The 15186-nt window shown below is 62.9% G+C and carries 17 protein-coding genes; 7 read left to right on the top strand and 10 right to left on the bottom strand.

Annotated features, from left to right (window positions below; translation table 11 throughout):
* The first annotated feature begins 38 nt into the window (after window positions 1-38).
* The 3 genes from choX to choV all read left to right on the top strand — a co-directional run bounded on the left by choX (window position 39) and on the right by choV (window position 2918).
* A complete protein-coding gene (gene choX / locus AAD018_RS05210) occupies window positions 39-965 on the top strand; it encodes a choline ABC transporter substrate-binding protein (protein WP_367313185.1) in 927 nt (308 codons plus the stop codon).
* An 82-nt stretch (window positions 966-1047) separates the two neighbouring features.
* On the top strand, window positions 1048-1881 hold the full coding sequence (gene choW / locus AAD018_RS05205; RefSeq protein ID WP_367313186.1) for a choline ABC transporter permease subunit: 834 nt from the start codon (window positions 1048-1050) through the stop codon (window positions 1879-1881).
* A complete protein-coding gene (gene choV, locus AAD018_RS05200) occupies window positions 1878-2918 on the top strand; it encodes a choline ABC transporter ATP-binding protein (RefSeq protein ID WP_367313187.1) in 1041 nt (346 codons plus the stop codon). The genes choW and choV overlap by 4 nt, the downstream gene beginning before the upstream one ends.
* Here choV and AAD018_RS05195 read toward each other — a convergent pair.
* Complete coding sequence (locus tag AAD018_RS05195; protein ID WP_367313188.1) at window positions 2915-3850, bottom strand: ABC transporter ATP-binding protein; 936 nt, start codon at window positions 3848-3850, stop codon at window positions 2915-2917. The two genes, choV and AAD018_RS05195, sit on opposite strands and share 4 nt — an antisense overlap.
* Window positions 3851-3943: 93 nt before the next feature.
* On the opposite strand from AAD018_RS05195, the gene AAD018_RS05190 reads away from it, so the two are divergent.
* Window positions 3944-4135 (top strand): zinc-finger domain-containing protein, encoded by a 192-nt coding sequence (locus tag AAD018_RS05190; RefSeq protein ID WP_367313189.1) that lies wholly within the window; start codon window positions 3944-3946, stop codon window positions 4133-4135.
* 409 nt (window positions 4136-4544) lie between these two features.
* Here the strand turns inward: AAD018_RS05190 and AAD018_RS05185 are convergent, their stop codons facing one another.
* Window positions 4545-5135 (bottom strand): Hint domain-containing protein, encoded by a 591-nt coding sequence (locus tag AAD018_RS05185; protein WP_367313190.1) that lies wholly within the window; start codon window positions 5133-5135, stop codon window positions 4545-4547.
* Between the two features lie 8 nt (window positions 5136-5143).
* The gene (locus AAD018_RS05180) at window positions 5144-5518 is read right to left on the bottom strand and encodes a hypothetical protein (RefSeq protein WP_367313191.1); all 375 of its coding nucleotides are present in this window, start codon (window positions 5516-5518) and stop codon (window positions 5144-5146) included.
* A gap of 426 nt (window positions 5519-5944) precedes the next feature.
* On the opposite strand from AAD018_RS05180, the gene AAD018_RS05175 reads away from it, so the two are divergent.
* From AAD018_RS05175 to AAD018_RS05165, 3 genes are read left to right on the top strand one after another with little or no spacing between them, the layout of a single operon-like run.
* Window positions 5945-6955 carry an ABC transporter substrate-binding protein gene (locus AAD018_RS05175; RefSeq protein WP_367313192.1) on the top strand — a complete coding sequence of 337 codons (1011 nt, stop codon included), beginning with the start codon at window positions 5945-5947 and terminating at the stop codon, window positions 6953-6955.
* Between the two features lie 21 nt (window positions 6956-6976).
* Window positions 6977-7726 (top strand): ABC transporter ATP-binding protein, encoded by a 750-nt coding sequence (locus AAD018_RS05170; protein WP_367313193.1) that lies wholly within the window; start codon window positions 6977-6979, stop codon window positions 7724-7726.
* Entirely contained in the window at window positions 7719-8570 is an 852-nt protein-coding gene (locus AAD018_RS05165) for an ABC transporter permease (RefSeq protein ID WP_367313194.1), read from the top strand. The genes AAD018_RS05170 and AAD018_RS05165 overlap by 8 nt, the downstream gene beginning before the upstream one ends.
* 28 nt (window positions 8571-8598) lie before the next feature.
* Here AAD018_RS05165 and AAD018_RS05160 read toward each other — a convergent pair whose 3' ends face one another.
* The 7 genes from AAD018_RS05160 to AAD018_RS05130 form a co-directional block, all read right to left on the bottom strand.
* Window positions 8599-8790, bottom strand: a complete 192-nt coding sequence (locus tag AAD018_RS05160) for a DUF2783 domain-containing protein (protein WP_367313195.1) — start codon at window positions 8788-8790, stop codon at window positions 8599-8601.
* 1 nt (window position 8791) lies between these two features.
* On the bottom strand, window positions 8792-10417 hold the full coding sequence (locus AAD018_RS05155; RefSeq protein ID WP_367313196.1) for an FAD-dependent oxidoreductase: 1626 nt from the start codon (window positions 10415-10417) through the stop codon (window positions 8792-8794).
* A 23-nt stretch (window positions 10418-10440) separates the two neighbouring features.
* Window positions 10441-11391: an MBL fold metallo-hydrolase gene (locus AAD018_RS05150; RefSeq protein WP_367313197.1), complete on the bottom strand. Its 951-nt coding sequence runs from the start codon at window positions 11389-11391 to the stop codon at window positions 10441-10443.
* 85 nt (window positions 11392-11476) lie between these two features.
* Entirely contained in the window at window positions 11477-12811 is a 1335-nt protein-coding gene (locus tag AAD018_RS05145; RefSeq protein WP_367313198.1) for a TRAP transporter large permease, read from the bottom strand.
* The gene (locus AAD018_RS05140) at window positions 12808-13308 is read right to left on the bottom strand and encodes a TRAP transporter small permease (protein WP_367313199.1); all 501 of its coding nucleotides are present in this window, start codon (window positions 13306-13308) and stop codon (window positions 12808-12810) included. Before AAD018_RS05140 ends, AAD018_RS05145 begins: the two co-directional genes overlap by 4 nt.
* Window positions 13309-14322: a TRAP transporter substrate-binding protein gene (locus AAD018_RS05135; protein ID WP_367313200.1), complete on the bottom strand. Its 1014-nt coding sequence runs from the start codon at window positions 14320-14322 to the stop codon at window positions 13309-13311.
* Between the two features lie 255 nt (window positions 14323-14577).
* Window positions 14578-15183, bottom strand: a complete 606-nt coding sequence (locus AAD018_RS05130) for a TetR/AcrR family transcriptional regulator (protein WP_367313201.1) — start codon at window positions 15181-15183, stop codon at window positions 14578-14580.
* Window positions 15184-15186 lie beyond the last annotated feature (3 nt).

The raw sequence follows: 15186 nt of genomic DNA, 5'->3' as shown, positions 1-15186 counted from the left end.
TTTGCCCGCGCATCGGCAACAACAGGAAGGAAAGACCCATGTTTTCGAAGGTTTCTGCAGCATCGGCCGCTCTGCTCTGCACCACGAGCCTGGCCTTGGCAGAATGCGAGACCGTGACATTCGCGGATGTCGGCTGGACGGATATCACCGCGACGACGGCAGCGACATCGGTGGTTCTGGACGCGTTGGGATACGAAACCGAGACGCGCGTTCTGTCGGTGCCGGTGACGTATATTGCCCTGTCCGAAGGGGATGTGGATATCTTTCTGGGCAACTGGATGCCCACGATGGAGGCCGATATCGCCTCCTATCGCGAGGCCGGAACCGTCGACACGGTCCGCGCCAATCTGGAAGGCGCGAAATATACGCTGGCCACCAATGCGGCTGGCGCGGCGCTTGGCATCGCCGATTTTGCGGATATCGCAGCCCAGGCCGAGGCGCTCGACAGCACGATCTACGGGATCGAGCCGGGAAATGACGGCAACCGGCTGATCATGGACATGATCGAAGCGGATGCGTTCGGGCTGTCGGAGTTTGAAGTGCGCGAAAGCTCTGAGCAAGGGATGCTGGCGCAGGTCGGGCGGGCCTCCGGCAAGGATGAGCCGATCGTGTTCCTCGCCTGGGAGCCGCATCCGATGAATGCCAATTACGAGTTGACCTATCTGACCGGCGGGGACGATTTCTTTGGCCCCGAACTGGGCGGCGCGACGGTCTATACAAATACGCGTCAGGGCTATGTCGAGGACTGCCCGAATGTCGGCGCTTTGCTGAACAATCTCGAATTCTCGCTTGAGATGGAAAACGAGATCATGGGCGCGATCCTCGATGATCGGCAGGATCCGGAAGAGGCGGCGCAGGCCTGGCTGACCGGCAATCCGGACGTTGTGATGGGCTGGCTCGACGGGGTGACCACGGTCGATGGCGGCGACAGCGCGGCGGCGGTGAGCGAAGCGCTCGGGCTCTGAGAGCCGCGTTGCATCCGGGCCGGCCTCCGGGCCGGTCCCTTAGCACCATGCGGCCAGGCCGCATCAAGGCAGGAGCGCCGGGATGGAGTGGCTGACAGAGACCAAGATCCCGGTCGGGGATGCGGCCGAGGCGGTGTTCGACTGGCTTCAGATCAACGGGGCTTGGTTCTTTGACCGGTTCTCCCCGGCGATGGAGTTCTTGATCGACGGAATGATCACGGTGCTACAGGCGCCGCCTCCGCTCGTCGTGATTGCGCTGTTCGCGGCCTTGGCCTGGGTTTTGCAACGCAGTTGGACGACCTGCATTCTGGTGGTTGTCGGGTTTCTCTTCGTGCTCAATCAGGGCTATTGGGAGGAGACGACCGAGAGCCTGACGCTGGTCCTGATGGCCTGCCTTGTTTGCATGTCGATCGGGGTGCCGATCGGGATCGCGCTGGCGCATAGGCCGCGTCTTTTCGCGGCGGTCCGGCCGGTGCTAGATCTGATGCAGACCTTGCCGACCTTCGTCTATCTCATTCCGGCTATTGTCTTTTTCGGGATCGGTATGGTTCCCGGACTGATCGCGACGGTGATCTTCGTGATCCCCGCACCGATCCGTCTGACCCATCTGGGGATCAGCTCGACGCCCAAGGATCTGCTGGAGGCGGCGCAGGCCTTTGGCTCGACAGGTTTGCAGACGCTCTGGAAGGTGGAGCTGCCCTATGCGATTCCGCAAATCATGACGGGGCTCAACCAGACGATCATGCTGTCGCTCTCGATGGTGGTGATCGCCGCGCTTGTCGGGGCGGACGGGCTGGGCGTTCCTGTGGTGCGGGCGCTCAATCAGGTGAACCCGGCCTTGGGGTTCGAAAGCGGGTTCGTGATCGTGGTCGTTGCTGTGGTGCTGGACCGGATGCTGAGGGTGCGCCGCAGATGACGGTGATGGTCGATCTCGACAATGTGTCGATCGTGTTCGGCAATGCGCCGGAGACGGCTTTGGAGATGGCCGATGAGGGCCGGTCGCGTGCGGATATCCAGGAAAAGACCGGCCAGGTTCTGGGGGTCTGCAACTGCACCTTGGCCGTGGAAGAAGGCCAGACGCTTGTTCTGATGGGCCTCTCCGGATCGGGAAAATCAACGCTGTTGCGGGCTGTCAACGGGCTTAATCCCGTCACGCGCGGGGCGGTTCGGGTCTATGACGGATCTGGCGCCGTCGATGTCGCCAAGGCGAGAGGCGCGGCGCTCAGGCATCTACGGCAAAGCCAGATTTCGATGGTTTTTCAGAACTTTGGGCTGCTGCCCTGGCGCAGTGTCGAGGCAAATGTCGGGCTGGGTCTGGAGCTGGCCGGGATGCCGGCGGCCGAGCGGCGCGAGAAGGTGGCGCGCCAGCTTGAGCTGGTGGGACTTTCGGATTGGTCGGATCGGAAGATCAGCGAGCTGTCCGGCGGGATGCAGCAGCGGGTGGGGCTCGCGCGGGCCTTTGCCACAGAGGCTCCGATCCTGCTGATGGACGAGCCGTTTTCGGCGCTTGATCCGCTTGTCCGGGCGCGGCTTCAGGACGAGTTGATCGATCTGCAAACGCGGCTGAAGAAGACGATCATTTTCGTGAGCCACGATCTGGATGAGGCGTTCAAGCTGGGCGACCGGATCGCGATCATGGAAGGCGGGCGCATCGTACAGCACGGCACGCCGCGCGATATCTTTGCCAATCCCGCGAACGAGTATGTCTCTGATTTCGTTCAGAATATGAACCCGTCGACGGTGCTGACAGTGCGCGATGTGATGGCGCCGAAACGGGCGGAGCGACCTGTTCGCGAGATCGAGGGGAGCGCGTCTCTCAACGATGCGGCAGAGCTGCTGCGGCAGGCAGAGGATGGGCGCCTTTGCGTGCTCGAGGACGGGGACTGCATCGGTGAGGTGGACGCCGAATGCCTTTTGGCGGGCTTTAGCGGGCAGGCCGCAATGCGCGCCTAGACGGCCTCGTCCCGGGTCAGATCGAGGAACACGTCCTCCAGATCCGCCTCGGTGGTTTTGACGTCCCGGATGGAGACGCCCGAGCGGCGCAGCGCGTCGAGGATATCGTCCGCAGAGGTGTGGCTGGTGCGGTAGGTGAAGGAGATCCGCCCGTCGGGATGCCCCTCCATCTCGACCCCTTCGGGCGGTGTGATCTCGGCCGCTGTCGCCTCTTTCGGCTGGATGACCATCGTCTTTTTATCGAGCCTCCCCAAGAGGTTGGCAGTGGTATCGCAGGCGCGGATCTCGCCGTGATTGACGATGGCGATCTCGTCGCACATCTCTTGGGCTTCCTCCAGATAATGGGTCGTCAGGATGATCGTCATGCCGTCGTCGTTGAGGCGGCGGACATTGCGCCAGAGCATGTTGCGCAGCTCGATATCGACGCCCGCCGTGGGCTCGTCGAGGACGAGGATCTGCGGGGAATGGACGAGCGCCTTGCCCAGAAGCAGGCGCCTGCGCATCCCGCCCGAAAGGGAGCGGGCATAGGCGTTGGCCTTGTCCGTCAGGCCGATCAGCTCGAGGATTTCGTCGGTGCGGCGCTGGGATTTCGGCACGCCGTAGAGCCCGGCCTGAACCTCGAGCGCGCCGCGCGGGGAGAAGAACGGATCGAGGTTCAGCTCCTGCGGCATCACCCCGATGGAGGCGCGGGATTGGCGCGGATTGACGTCCTGATCGAAGCCCCAGATCTTCACCGTGCCTTCAGTTTTGTTCACCAGACCGGCGAGGATGTTAATCAGCGTCGATTTTCCGGCCCCGTTCGGGCCCAGAAGACCGAAGATGGAGCCGCGCGGAATATCGAGGTCGATGCCCTTAAGCGCCTGTTTCGGCGGCTCTTTTCCGGAGGCGGCATAGGTCTTTTTCAGGCCGGAGATTTCGATGGCGGGGGTCATGAACGTCTTCCTGTTGCGCGGGGCGGCGCGAGCGTTATTGTCCGCGCTTACCTAACAGGGGCAGCGGCCCCGGCAAGTGCAAGGACCCAGCCGATGGATGCGCCCGAGACCAAGATCGTCAGTTCCTACCGGATCGCCTGCGATGGCGGCGAGGGCGCATTGGGGCATCCGAGGGTGTGGCTCCAGATTTCGCAGACCAAGGGCTGGGTCGAATGCGGCTATTGCGATGCGCGGTATATCCACGAGGATCACCTTGATGAGGTGCCGGACGAGGTCAAACCGTAAGCGGATCGTTAACCGCGGCGGGATAGGATGTCGGTGGATCCGCCGAGGGGCCTGCGAATCATAGGTTAACGCCTGTTTTTTCTTGGAATCCGGGCTTCGGTATCCGGTCGGTATTGCGTCGGTATCCGGTCGGTGGATTTTCGAAGGACGCCCAGGTAACGGAGCGTTCGGTTCTTTTGTTGCGCAACGATGTGGACAGTGTGGGGCGCTGGGGTGGGATTGTTTATACGTTGAATGAGAGAAGAAATTCGAAGTCCGCTGTCTACTTATTCAGAACCGCGCGCTCGGATTTGGAGAAACGCGGGATGTCGAGGGTCGACGCCTATCGGGTCAAGAGATAGGTCTGTCAATGATCGGGATCACCGAAAGGCCAGCGCGAAGACGTATCCGCGCTGGCGTCGTTTTCACGTTAAGCGAGTAGAGATGCCTCGAACCCCTTGAGGGACGGTCGGGCCGAAGCGCCGTAGCTTTCGGCTGAAACTGCCAACTCGGGAAAGATCGAGAAGAGCTCGTTACGTTGGTCTTCATCAATAGCCGACAAGCCCATTTCACCGGGATGGAAGCTCTCGCATGGCACGCCTTCGGCAAAGATAATCTCGTGAGTATCGAACAGGATGTGAAAGTACTCGACCTGATCGCTCTCGCGGAGGAAGACTTTGTCGGAACCGATCAGATGTTTGGCAGGGGCCAGGACCTCGGTCTCTCCGAAGAATAGCTCGGCGCGCCAGCCGGACAGAAGGACACGGTGCTGAGGGGACAGAACCAGTTCGCGTTCGTTTCCAATGGCACCGGGTGCAAAAACGACAGGGGCAAGATTGCCAATCGCGGGAACCGATCTACGGCCGATCCAGCGGATTGGTTGCAGACCGTTATCGGCGGTTTCGATCATGTCGCCGACTTCCAGGTCTTCGATCAGCTTGAGGCCAACCTGTGTTGCGATCAGAGTGCCTGCCGTAAAGCAAGGAACGAGCGAACTGTAGGCTACTGTGGTCTCAATCAATCTCTCGGTTAAGTATAAGTGACGCCCGGAACCAGCGGGAAGTCCGCAGCGAAACCTTGAATACCTGATCCTGATTGATTGGAAAGAGCATAGACGATGCCGGTAGATCCATCAGAACCGGTCACCGAAAAAGATGTGAAGAACTGAACTGGTTCCCCAGGTTCAAATCCAGTTGTACCGGCAGATGATGGATCGTTTGACGCAACTCCCGGATTTCCATCGGGATCTGTTCCCTGTAGCTGAAGAAATTCGTCGTCGTCGTCGAGAGACAGAACCGTGATATCCTCTTCCGCGACTTGGAAGGGAAGTCCTTGGTTAAAGGTCTGAAAGTCGATCCCGCTTGGGTTATCCGCATCGATTATCTGAAAATTGTAGGCTGCCATGATCTCTCCACATTAAACTGAAACTACTTCAAGCAGCACTACTCCTCATAGTGGAGTTGGTCAACTTTAGGTTGAGTTTTAGTTAAGATTGCGACGATCTGTCCACCTAGAGCAGAGGATGCGGTTGGCCGAGCAACGACCACCTTTGCTGACCCTGCGGGGTCTCAAGGGTCATCGAGAGGTCTTCTGCCCGGGATTGAGGGGAGCGCCGCCTTAGTCTGGATCTCGCTAATTTACTCTGTGGCAGTGCGGCACCGGTTCATCGATGGATAGGCCTCGGCGCGAAGGCGGGATGGCTTTGGGAGCGGGAGCTGCGCTTTGCCTTTTGGGTTTCGGGCTCTTCGAGCGGAGGGAGGGAGTGCGATCCGCCCTTGTGCCCCGGGGGCGTGACCGGCATCGTCGGGGCACGAACGGGAGGACATGAAAATGACAATCACACGCCGCCATACGCTCGCTTTGATGGGCGCCGCTACGGGAGCGCTGGCCGCTCCGGCCCTTGCGCAGGGGACCAAGCTGAAGGTCGGGGCTTTGCGCTTTACCTCGCATTCGCCGAGCTTCATCGCGCTGGAGCGGGGGTATTTCGCGGAAGCCGGGCTTGATGTGGAGCTGGAGTTCTTTCAGGCGGCGCAGCCGATGGCCGTCGCCATTGCCTCTGGCGATGTCGATTATGCGATGACGGCCATTTCGGGCGGGCTTGTGAACCTTGCCGACAAGGGCGCGATCAAGGTGATCGGCGGCGCGCTGTCCGAAGAGCCCGGGATCGACGGGCAGAAGATCCTCGCCTCGGACGCGGCCTTTCAGGAGGGCGTGACGGCGCCCGGTGCGCTGGACGGGCGCCGCTTCGGGATGACGACGGCGGGGTCGAGCTTTCACTATATGGGATCGAAGATGGCCAAGGCCGAGGGGATCGACATGACCTTCGTGCCGCTTCAGAAGGTGCCGGCGATCATCGGTGCGCTCAAGACCGGGCAGATCGATGCCTGGTCGATCGTGCCGCATATCGCCAAGCCTGTCGCCTCGGGGCCTGAGGTGCATATGATCGGGTCGGTCGTGGATTACCTGCCGGATTATCAGGTGACGACGATCTTCACCTCGACCGAGAATGCGGGCGATAGGGCACTGACCGAAGGCTATCTGGGCGCGGTCACGCGCGGGATCTCGGATTACAACAGCGCGATGATCGACCGGGCGGGCGGAGAGGCCGGGGTCGATGCGATGGTCGATCTGATCCACAAATATGTCTACACCGACCGCGAGCGGGAGCGGGCCGCGCCGTCGATCATCAACGGGACGATGCGGATCAACGAGGGCGCGACGCTCAACGTGGCGTCGGTGCGCGACCAGCTGGAGTGGTTCCAGTCCGAGGGGCTGGTGGATGCGGGGATCTCGCTGGATCAGTTGATCGACGGCTCCTTTGTCGAGACGGTCGGGAGCTGACGGGGTGAGGACGCGCGTCTGATGGATCTGCGGATCGAGGGTCTGACGCATCGCTACGGCGAGACCGAAGTGCTGTCGGGGATCGACCTCGACATCCCTTCGGGGCGGATCGTCTGCATCGTGGGGCCCTCGGGGTGCGGCAAGTCCACCCTGCTGCGGATGATCGGCGGGCTGGAGCGGCCGAGCGCGGGGGCGGTCGTTCAGGTCGGCCCGCCACCGGAGGGGTCGCTGAACCCGCTGACCTACGTCTTTCAGGACTTTGCCCTGCTGCCCTGGCGCAGCGTGGCGGGCAATGTGTCGCTGGCTCTCGAGGATCACCGGCTTGTGGACCGGGCCGGGCGGATCGCGGATGTGCTGGCGCGCACGCGGCTGTCGGATTTTGCGCATGCGCTGCCCCGGCAGCTGTCGGGCGGGATGAAGCAGCGGGTCGCGATTGCCCGGGCGCTGGCCGTCGATCCGGCAGTGATGCTGATGGACGAGCCGCTCTCGGCGCTCGATGCGCAGACACGCGAGCTGCTGATGGATGATCTTGTGGGCCTGTGGGAGCGCGAGCGGTTCACGGCGGTCTATGTGACCCACAATCTGGCCGAAGCGGTGCGGCTGGGTCACCGGGTCGTTGTCCTCTCCCGCCGCCCCGGGCGGATCCGCGAGATCGTGGAGATCGATGCGGAACTGAGCGGGCGGGGCGCGATGGAGGATGTGCAGGCGCATCTGTGGGGGCTGATGCGCGACGAGGCCCGCGCGGCGGATGCGGAGCTGGTCGATGGGTGAGACCGGGGCGCGCACGGTGCAGGCGGCGGCCCGGGTTGCGGCTTCTGCGGGTGCGGAGAGCCCGCATCCGGTGCCATTTCGGGGCGGCGGGTTTCGGATCACAGGCAATCGGTGGGCCGGTTTTGTCGTCTTCGCGCTGCTGATCGGCGGGATCGAGATCGGCATCCGGCAAGGCTGGATCGGGCGGCTGACGTTCCCGCTGCCCTCCGAAGTGCTGGATGTCTTTCGCCAGCTTTGGGTGACCGGCGCTTTGTGGGATCATCTGTTGCCGTCGCTGTCACGGTTTGCGGTGGGCGGCGCGCTGGGCGCGTTGGCGGGGATCGGGATCGGGACGCTGATCGGGCTGTTCGGGTTGGTGCGCGCCGGGCTTGTTCCTGTTGTCAGCGCGCTTTTCCCGGTGCCCAAGATCGCGCTTTTGCCGCTATTCGTTATCTGGTTCGGGATCGGCGAGGGGTCGAAATATGCGCTGATCGCGCTGGGGACCTTCACGCCGATGGTCGTGGCGACCTATGGCGCGGTGGATAACGTGGACCGGACGCTGATCCGGATGGGGCAGTCCTTTGGCCTGTCCTGGTGGTCCATCGTGCGCAAGATCGTTCTGCCGGGCGCGATGCCCGGGATCCTGTCGGGGCTGCGTATCGGGCTGGCGATTGCGATCATACTGCTTGTCGCCGCCGAGATGCTGGGCGCCACCTACGGGATCGGGGCCTATATCCTCGAGGCGGGATCGCTTTACGATCTGGAGCGGCTTTTTGCGGGGGTCGTGATCCTGTCGGTGCTGGGGGTTCTGACCTCGTCGGTGATCGGCTGGATCGAACGGCGGGTGCTGCGCTGGCGGACCTGACCGAGGGCGCCTTGCCCGGGACGCGGTCTTATGGCGGAGATATCGCGGCTTTCAGTGCGGCGGTCAGGATCGAGCGGTCTCCGATCTGATTGGCGAGGATCAGGATGAGGCGGGCGTTAAAAGCCTTGCTTTGCGCGTCGGTGAGTCCCTCATGCATCGATAGAAGCTCTTCATAGAAGCCGTCTGGGTCGGGAATATTGGGGGTCAGCGTCAGGGTCATATCAGGTCTCGTATCCGGTTGCCTTGCGCAGGGCTGAGGTGATGTCGCCTTGGGTCGCGCCGCTCCAGCGGGCGGCGACGTGTTGATCGGGACGGATCAGGTAGAGGGCGGCCGTTGCCTTCCCAAGATAGCGCTGGCGCAGGGCGCCGCTGGGATCGTCCGTCGCGGTTGAGAGGGTCAGCGTCTGGATGGGGATGCCGTCGGCAGCCTCTAGCGCAGGTGCCTCGGTGTCGATGGCGAGCAGCGTGAAGGTGCCGTTGAGGCGATCGAGGAGAAACCCCTCGGCCAGTGGAGCGTCCGGGCATGGCGCGCCAACGCGGGTGCATCGCGGTCCGTTCAGGCTATCGGGACCGTTGAGCGAGAGCCCGTCATAGGCGCAGGGGACGGACAGTCGGCCCGAATTGACCAGCGGGCGAGCAAAGGCATGGGTCTTCGCCAGTTCGAGCACCGCGTTGCGGAAGACCTTGCTGATGTCGCTTTTGGGGGTCAGGAAGTCCGTCGACCGGGTGGAGTTGAGGATGTTCTCGTCCGCGCCGTGGACACGCTCTTCGCAGTAGCTGTCGAGCAGGGTCTCGGGCGCCAGTCCCTTGGTCACCAGATCGAGCTTCCACGCCAGATTGTCGGCATCCTGCACGCCGGAATTGGCCCCGCGCGCGCCGAACGGCGACACCTGGTGGGCGCTGTCGCCTGCGAAGATCACGCGGTCATGGCGAAACTTCTCCATCCGGCGGCACTGGAAGGTATAGATCGAGGTCCATTCGAGGTCATAGGAGGCACCCTGCCCCAGCATCGCGTCGACGCGCCTGCGGATGTTGTCCTCCTGCAACTCGGCCTTACGGTCGATGTCCCAGCCAAGCTGGAAGTCGATGCGCCAGATGTTGTCGGGCTGCTTGTGCAGGAGGGCCGACGCGCCGCCGCCCTTGAAGGGAGGTTCGAACCAGAACCAGCGTTCGGTCGGGAAGTCGGCGGTCATCCGGACATCGGCGATGAGAAAATTATCCTCGAAGACGCGGCCTTCGAAGCCGAGGCCCATCATCTTGCGCACCGGCGAGCGGGCGCCGTCACAGGCGACGAGCCAATCGGCCCGAAGCGCATAAGCGCCGTCCGGGGTGTCGATCTGGGCTGTGACGCCATCCGGGTCCGGCGTGATGCCCGTGACGGTGTTGCGGCCCCGGATCTCGATCGGCGCGCCGTCCTTCTGGGCCTGCCGGATAGCGTCCACGAGGAAGGCTTCGAAATAGGGTTGCTGAAGGTTGATGAAGGCGGGGTTCTTGTGGCCATCTTCGGGCTGGAGGTTGAATTCGAAGACCTTGTCATGGCCGTGGAAGACCTTGCCCAGGTTCCAGACAACGCCTTTGTCGACCATGGCCTGACCCGGACCGAGGCGGTCGCAGATCTCGAGCGTGCGTTTGGCAAAGCAGATCGCCCGGCTGCCCTGCCCGGCCCCTTCCTGATCGTCGAGGATCAGAACCGGCGTGCCCTTGCGGCCCAGATCGAGCGCCAGCACGAGCCCGACGGGACCGGCACCGACGATTACGACGGGATGGGTCCGGGGCGGCGCCCCGAGCGCGGAGGGCTTTTCGTAGGGGTAAAGGGTGGCGGTCGTCCGGGTCGAGGGGTCGGCCATCTGGTAGTCTCCCGGTGCGGGGGTCAATCGCGCAGCTGTTCCCACATGTCCAGATCACGCTCGGCGGTCCAGATGCGCGGATGGGCGATGCCGCGCGCCTCGTCATAGGCGCGGCTGACATTGAACGGGAGGCAATGCTCGTAGATGGCATAATCCTTGAATTTCGGATCGCAGACCTCGCGTACGGCAGTCCATGCCTCTTTGAGGGTGCCGCCCTTCATGGCGACGCGGGCGGCGGGCGCGTAGGTGGATTGAACGAAATCACGCGTGCTTTCGATGGCGCGGCTCACCGCCTCGCGGCCCATGAGCGCCGCGCCGCGACCGGGTGCGATAGCGTCGGTGCCGTAGGCCTTGATGCGGTCGAGCGTCCGGCCCCAATCGGCGAAATGGCCGTCGCCGCAATAGCAGGCCGAGTGATCCTCCACGATGTCGCCTGTGAACATGACGTTCTCGTCGGGTACATGGATCACCGCGTCCCCGGCCGTATGAGCGCGGCCGATCTGCCTGATATCGACACGGCGCTTGCCTAGATAGACCGTCATCGCGTCGCTGAAGGTCGTGGTCGGATAGGTCAGGCCCGGGATGCTTTCGTGTCCCTGAAAGAGGCGGGGGAAGCGCTGGAATTCGCTGTCCCAGTCTTCCCGGCCGCGCTCGACCACCATGGCGCGGGCCCGGTCCGACATGATGATCTGATCCGCGCCGTAGGCGGAGGCGCCGAGAACGCGCACGGCGTGGTAATGGGTCAGAACCACGTGGCTGATCGGTTTGTCCGTCACCTCGCGGACCTTTTCGATGACCTTCTTCGCCAGACGCGGAGTTGCCTGCGCCTCGACGATCATGACGCTGTCATCGCCGATGATGACGCCAGAATTCGGATCCCCCTCGGCGGTGAAGGCCCAGAGCCCTTCGCCGATCTCGTCGAAGGTGATCGTCTTTTCCGTCATGTCCCCCTGAGAGGCGAAACCTGTGGTCATGCTGGTGTCCTTTGTGTTGCGGGGCGTGCTGGCGGTTGCGGCAGGCCGAACCATACGCCTCTCGGGGGCGGATCCAAGCTGTGCCTCATCCGAAGCTCCAGACGCCCATGGGCAGCCAGAGGGCGAAGGCCGGAAGCGCGACGAGGATGATCAGGCGCAGGATATCGGCGGCCCAGAACGGGGTGACCCCCCGGAAGATCGTGCCGGTCGAGACATCGGAAATGACGGATCGGAGGACGAAGACATTCAGCCCGATGGGCGGCGTGATGAGCGAGATTTCGGTGACGACGACCACGATGATGCCGAACCAGATGAGTGCCATCTCGCCCGTCACATCGCCCTCGAAGAAGCCCAGCGAGGCGACGAGAGGCGCGAAGACGGGCACCGTCAGGGTGATCATCGACAGGCTTTCGAAGACCGCGCCGAGGAGCAGGTAGACCACGATGATCATCGCCAGCACCGAGAAGGGTTCGAGCCCGGCCCCCTGCACCAGATCGAGCAGATCGCCGGGAAGGCCCGCGCGGGTGATCAGGCGGTTGAAGATGTCGGCGCCGATGAGAAGAACGAAGAGGCCGACCGATGTTTTGACGGTCTGCGAGAGCGCCTCGATCAGGCCGGTCCAGGAGAAGCGCCCGATCAGGATGGAGATCAGGATGGCCCCGAAGGCGCCGACGCCGGCGGCCTCGTCGGCGGTGAAGATCTGCCCGTAGATCCCGCCGATAATGATGACGAAGAGGATCAGGATCGGGATGACGCGGATCACGCTGCTGCGGACCTCGGCGGCGGACATTGCGTCTCCGGCGGGGCCTGCCTCGGGTTTGCGCCAGACGACGAAAGCCACGGCGCAGAGATAGAGCAGGATGCCGAGGATCCCCGGCAGGATCCCGGCGAGAAAGAGCTTGCCGATAGATTGGCCGGTCAGAAATCCGTAGATGATCAGGATGATGCTGGGCGGGATCAGGATGCCGAGCGTTCCGCCCGCTGCGACAGAGGCCGTCGAGAGGCTGTCGTGATATCCATATTTGCGCATCGGCGGCAGGGCGACCTTGGACATGGTCGCGGCGGTGGCGAGCGACGAGCCAGAGACGGCCGAGAAGCCGCCGCAGGCCAGGATGGTGGACATGGCGAGCCCGCCGGGCAGCCTTCCGACAACCGCATAGGCGGCCCGGTAAAGGTCATTGGCCATCCCGCTTTGTGCGATGATCATGCCCATGAAGATGAAGAGCGGGATGACCGACAGCGCGTCGTTCTGTGTGACATCGAGAATGGAATCCGCCGCAGGACCCAGCCCCGCCGACCAGCGCCAGTCCCGCAGGATGACGAAGCCGATCGCGCCGACGATGCCCATGGCGATGCCGATGGGCAGACGCAGGAAAACGAGCGCGATGACGATCGCGAAGGCGATCAGGGAAACGATCATGGCGGATCCGCGCGCCCGGATCGCAGGGCGAGGACGGCGGCGCGCGCCAGAAGAAGGAGGCCGGTCAGACCGACGATGGCGGCGATCAGACCGATCAGCGGATATTTCGGCAGAAAGAGCAGCTCGCTTGTCGTGCCACGGGACAGTGCCTTTTGGGCGCGATCCAGAAGCCAGTAGCCCATGATAAGGAATGTCAGTGCCGTGACGGTTTCGATGATGCGGTCCCGCCAAAAGGCCGCCCTTGCCGAGAACATCCCGTCGAAGAGATCAACGGCGATCTGATCGCCCCTCAGGCAGACGACGGGAAGGGCGAAGAAGATCGAGCCTGCCAGCAGGATCTGCGAGATGTCCTGACGGCCAAAGATCGGAGCGTTGAAAAGATAGCGCCCGATCACCTCGACCACGGTGAGGATCATCAGCAGAAGAAGGCAGCCCGCGCTGAGCGCGATGCATGTCCGGGCAGACCAGAGGCCCGCCCGGTCCAGAAGTCGGCTCATTCAGTTACCGCTATATTCGGCCATCGTCTCTTCAATGATCTGGAGCGCGGCCTCGGCATCGACACCCGTCTCGGAGACCTGGGACAGCACGGATTGCCGGATCTGGGGGACGAGCGCCTCGAATTTCGCGATGGCTTCGCCGTCGAGGTCGATGACCTGCCCTGTCTCCATCTGGGCGGTGACGCCGCGATTGTTCCCTTCGTCCCACGCCTCTCCTGCGAAGGCGGAAAAGTCCTCTCCCAACGCGGCCTGGATCGCGGCGGCATCCTCTTCGCCGATGGAAGACAGGAACTCCTCGCTCATGACGATGGAGAAGGAGCCGCGATAAAAGCCGCCGGGGACGCGGTAGGTATAGGGCAGGACCTCGGTCAGCCTAAGGATCGAGATCGTGTCCCCGGGAAAGAAGGTGCCGTCGGCCACGCCGTTGGCGACAGTCTCGTAGACCTTCGGGGCGGCGACCTGAACGCCTGCCATATCGAGCCCGGCCAGAACGTCGCCCATGACGCCGCCACCGGACCTGATCTTGAGGCCGGACACCTCGTCGAGGGACGAGATCTCGGTCGACAGGTGCAGCATGCCGGGCGCGTGGACCATCATGGCGACGGGGACGAGGCCCTCATGTTCGTTCGCGCCGCCCAGGATCTGCTCATGCGCGCGCCAATGCGCGGCGGAGGCGGCGGCGGAGTCCCCTTCGAGGCCGGGGATCTCGATGAGCTTTGTCGTCACGAAGCGGCCGGGATTATAGCCGTGGAAGATCCACGCGGCATCCGCGCCGCCATCCTCCACGAGATCGGCTTGGGAGGGGGGTGCGGCCAGCTGGTATTCGACCGTGCCGGTGACGCGGCCCTCCGTGGACTCTTCGATGCGGGCGATGAATTCCGGCCAGATAATCTCGTTCATGATATGGCTGGGCGGCAGCCATGAGGAGATGACCATCGTCTCCTCGGCCTGGACGGTCGTGACGCTCGCAATCAAGGACGTCGCGGCCGCAAAGATCATCGATTTGGTTTTCATGTTTTCCCTCCCGTTTTCCCGAGGCTGTTGGTCTTCGGGATTGCACAAAATTCACATAAACCGACCGGTCAGTCAATATTAGTGAGGCGTCGGTGTTGCTTTGCGACGAGCATTGGTCACCCGTCATTCAGGGGTCCGAGGATCGAATGGAGGGCGCTTGGCGCGCGAGGTGGTGGGGCTCGATCCGGTGAGCGTTGCGGCGGCCAGCCTGACTTGGCGTCGGTCGTTGGTTGAAGGGGACCGGCTATGGGAGCGCTAGGTCGCTTTACTCCCCGATAGTCCGGTCAGAGTCAGGTCGGCGACGGTTGCGGCATAGTCGAGCCGCTGCTCCTTGGTGGCGGCGGGGCGCCACATGTAGAACCAGTTCAGCATCCCGAAAACGGACATGGTGATGTCGCGGCATTTGCCGCTATCGGTTCCCAGCGTGTCGGGTGCGCAGCCTTGCAGGATCTGCGCCATCAGGCCGACCAGGTCCCTTTGATAGCCTTTGAGGATCGCCTGCTTGTCCGGGTCGAGAAGCGGCAGGCCTTCGGTCTGGATCTTGTGTTCGTTGTCCATCCCCTCATAGGCGAGCAGAAGCTCTCGGGTGATGGTGTGCAGCTGTTCGGGCGGGGTCTGATCCGAAAGGTCCGTCTCGCAGACCCAGTTGCGAAGCTGGGCGAGATAGGTGTCGAGGATGTCGAAGACGAGATCGTTCTTGCTGTCGTAGTAGTGGTAGATATTGGCCTTGGAGATGCCGCAGGCCTTCGCCACTTCGGTCATGGAGGCGCGGGCGATCCCTTCGCGCGCAAAGACAGCGGCGGCGATAGACAGGATGTTCAGACGTTTCCTGTCGTGATCCTTTGCCTTCGTTCGAACCATGGC

Origin of the sequence: Aestuariibius insulae (assembly GCF_040783535.2) — a bacterium.
GTDB lineage: Bacteria > Pseudomonadota > Alphaproteobacteria > Rhodobacterales > Rhodobacteraceae > Aestuariibius > Aestuariibius insulae.
The sequence above is the reverse complement of the archived record's forward strand: the minus strand, read 5'-3'. Positions and strand labels throughout refer to the sequence as shown.

What these genes read in the sequence shown, in the direction of transcription:
- choW (WP_367313186.1), top strand. Translation starts at nt 1,048, where the DNA reads ATGGAGTGGCTGACAGAGACCAAGATCCCGGTCGGGGATGCGGCCGAG.
- AAD018_RS05155 (WP_367313196.1), bottom strand. Translation starts at nt 10,417, where the DNA reads ATGGCCGACCCCTCGACCCGGACGACCGCCACCCTTTACCCCTACGAA.
- AAD018_RS05170 (WP_367313193.1), top strand. Translation starts at nt 6,977, where the DNA reads ATGGATCTGCGGATCGAGGGTCTGACGCATCGCTACGGCGAGACCGAA.
- AAD018_RS05130 (WP_367313201.1), bottom strand. Translation starts at nt 15,183, where the DNA reads ATGGTTCGAACGAAGGCAAAGGATCACGACAGGAAACGTCTGAACATC.
- choX (WP_367313185.1), top strand. Translation starts at nt 39, where the DNA reads ATGTTTTCGAAGGTTTCTGCAGCATCGGCCGCTCTGCTCTGCACCACG.
- AAD018_RS05160 (WP_367313195.1), bottom strand. Translation starts at nt 8,790, where the DNA reads ATGACCCTGACGCTGACCCCCAATATTCCCGACCCAGACGGCTTCTAT.
- AAD018_RS05195 (WP_367313188.1), bottom strand. Translation starts at nt 3,850, where the DNA reads ATGACCCCCGCCATCGAAATCTCCGGCCTGAAAAAGACCTATGCCGCC.
- AAD018_RS05175 (WP_367313192.1), top strand. Translation starts at nt 5,945, where the DNA reads ATGACAATCACACGCCGCCATACGCTCGCTTTGATGGGCGCCGCTACG.
- AAD018_RS05145 (WP_367313198.1), bottom strand. Translation starts at nt 12,811, where the DNA reads ATGATCGTTTCCCTGATCGCCTTCGCGATCGTCATCGCGCTCGTTTTC.
- choV (WP_367313187.1), top strand. Translation starts at nt 1,878, where the DNA reads ATGACGGTGATGGTCGATCTCGACAATGTGTCGATCGTGTTCGGCAAT.
- AAD018_RS05180 (WP_367313191.1), bottom strand. Translation starts at nt 5,518, where the DNA reads ATGGCAGCCTACAATTTTCAGATAATCGATGCGGATAACCCAAGCGGG.
- AAD018_RS05150 (WP_367313197.1), bottom strand. Translation starts at nt 11,391, where the DNA reads ATGACCACAGGTTTCGCCTCTCAGGGGGACATGACGGAAAAGACGATC.
- AAD018_RS05140 (WP_367313199.1), bottom strand. Translation starts at nt 13,308, where the DNA reads ATGAGCCGACTTCTGGACCGGGCGGGCCTCTGGTCTGCCCGGACATGC.
- AAD018_RS05135 (WP_367313200.1), bottom strand. Translation starts at nt 14,322, where the DNA reads ATGAAAACCAAATCGATGATCTTTGCGGCCGCGACGTCCTTGATTGCG.
- AAD018_RS05190 (WP_367313189.1), top strand. Translation starts at nt 3,944, where the DNA reads ATGGATGCGCCCGAGACCAAGATCGTCAGTTCCTACCGGATCGCCTGC.
- AAD018_RS05165 (WP_367313194.1), top strand. Translation starts at nt 7,719, where the DNA reads ATGGGTGAGACCGGGGCGCGCACGGTGCAGGCGGCGGCCCGGGTTGCG.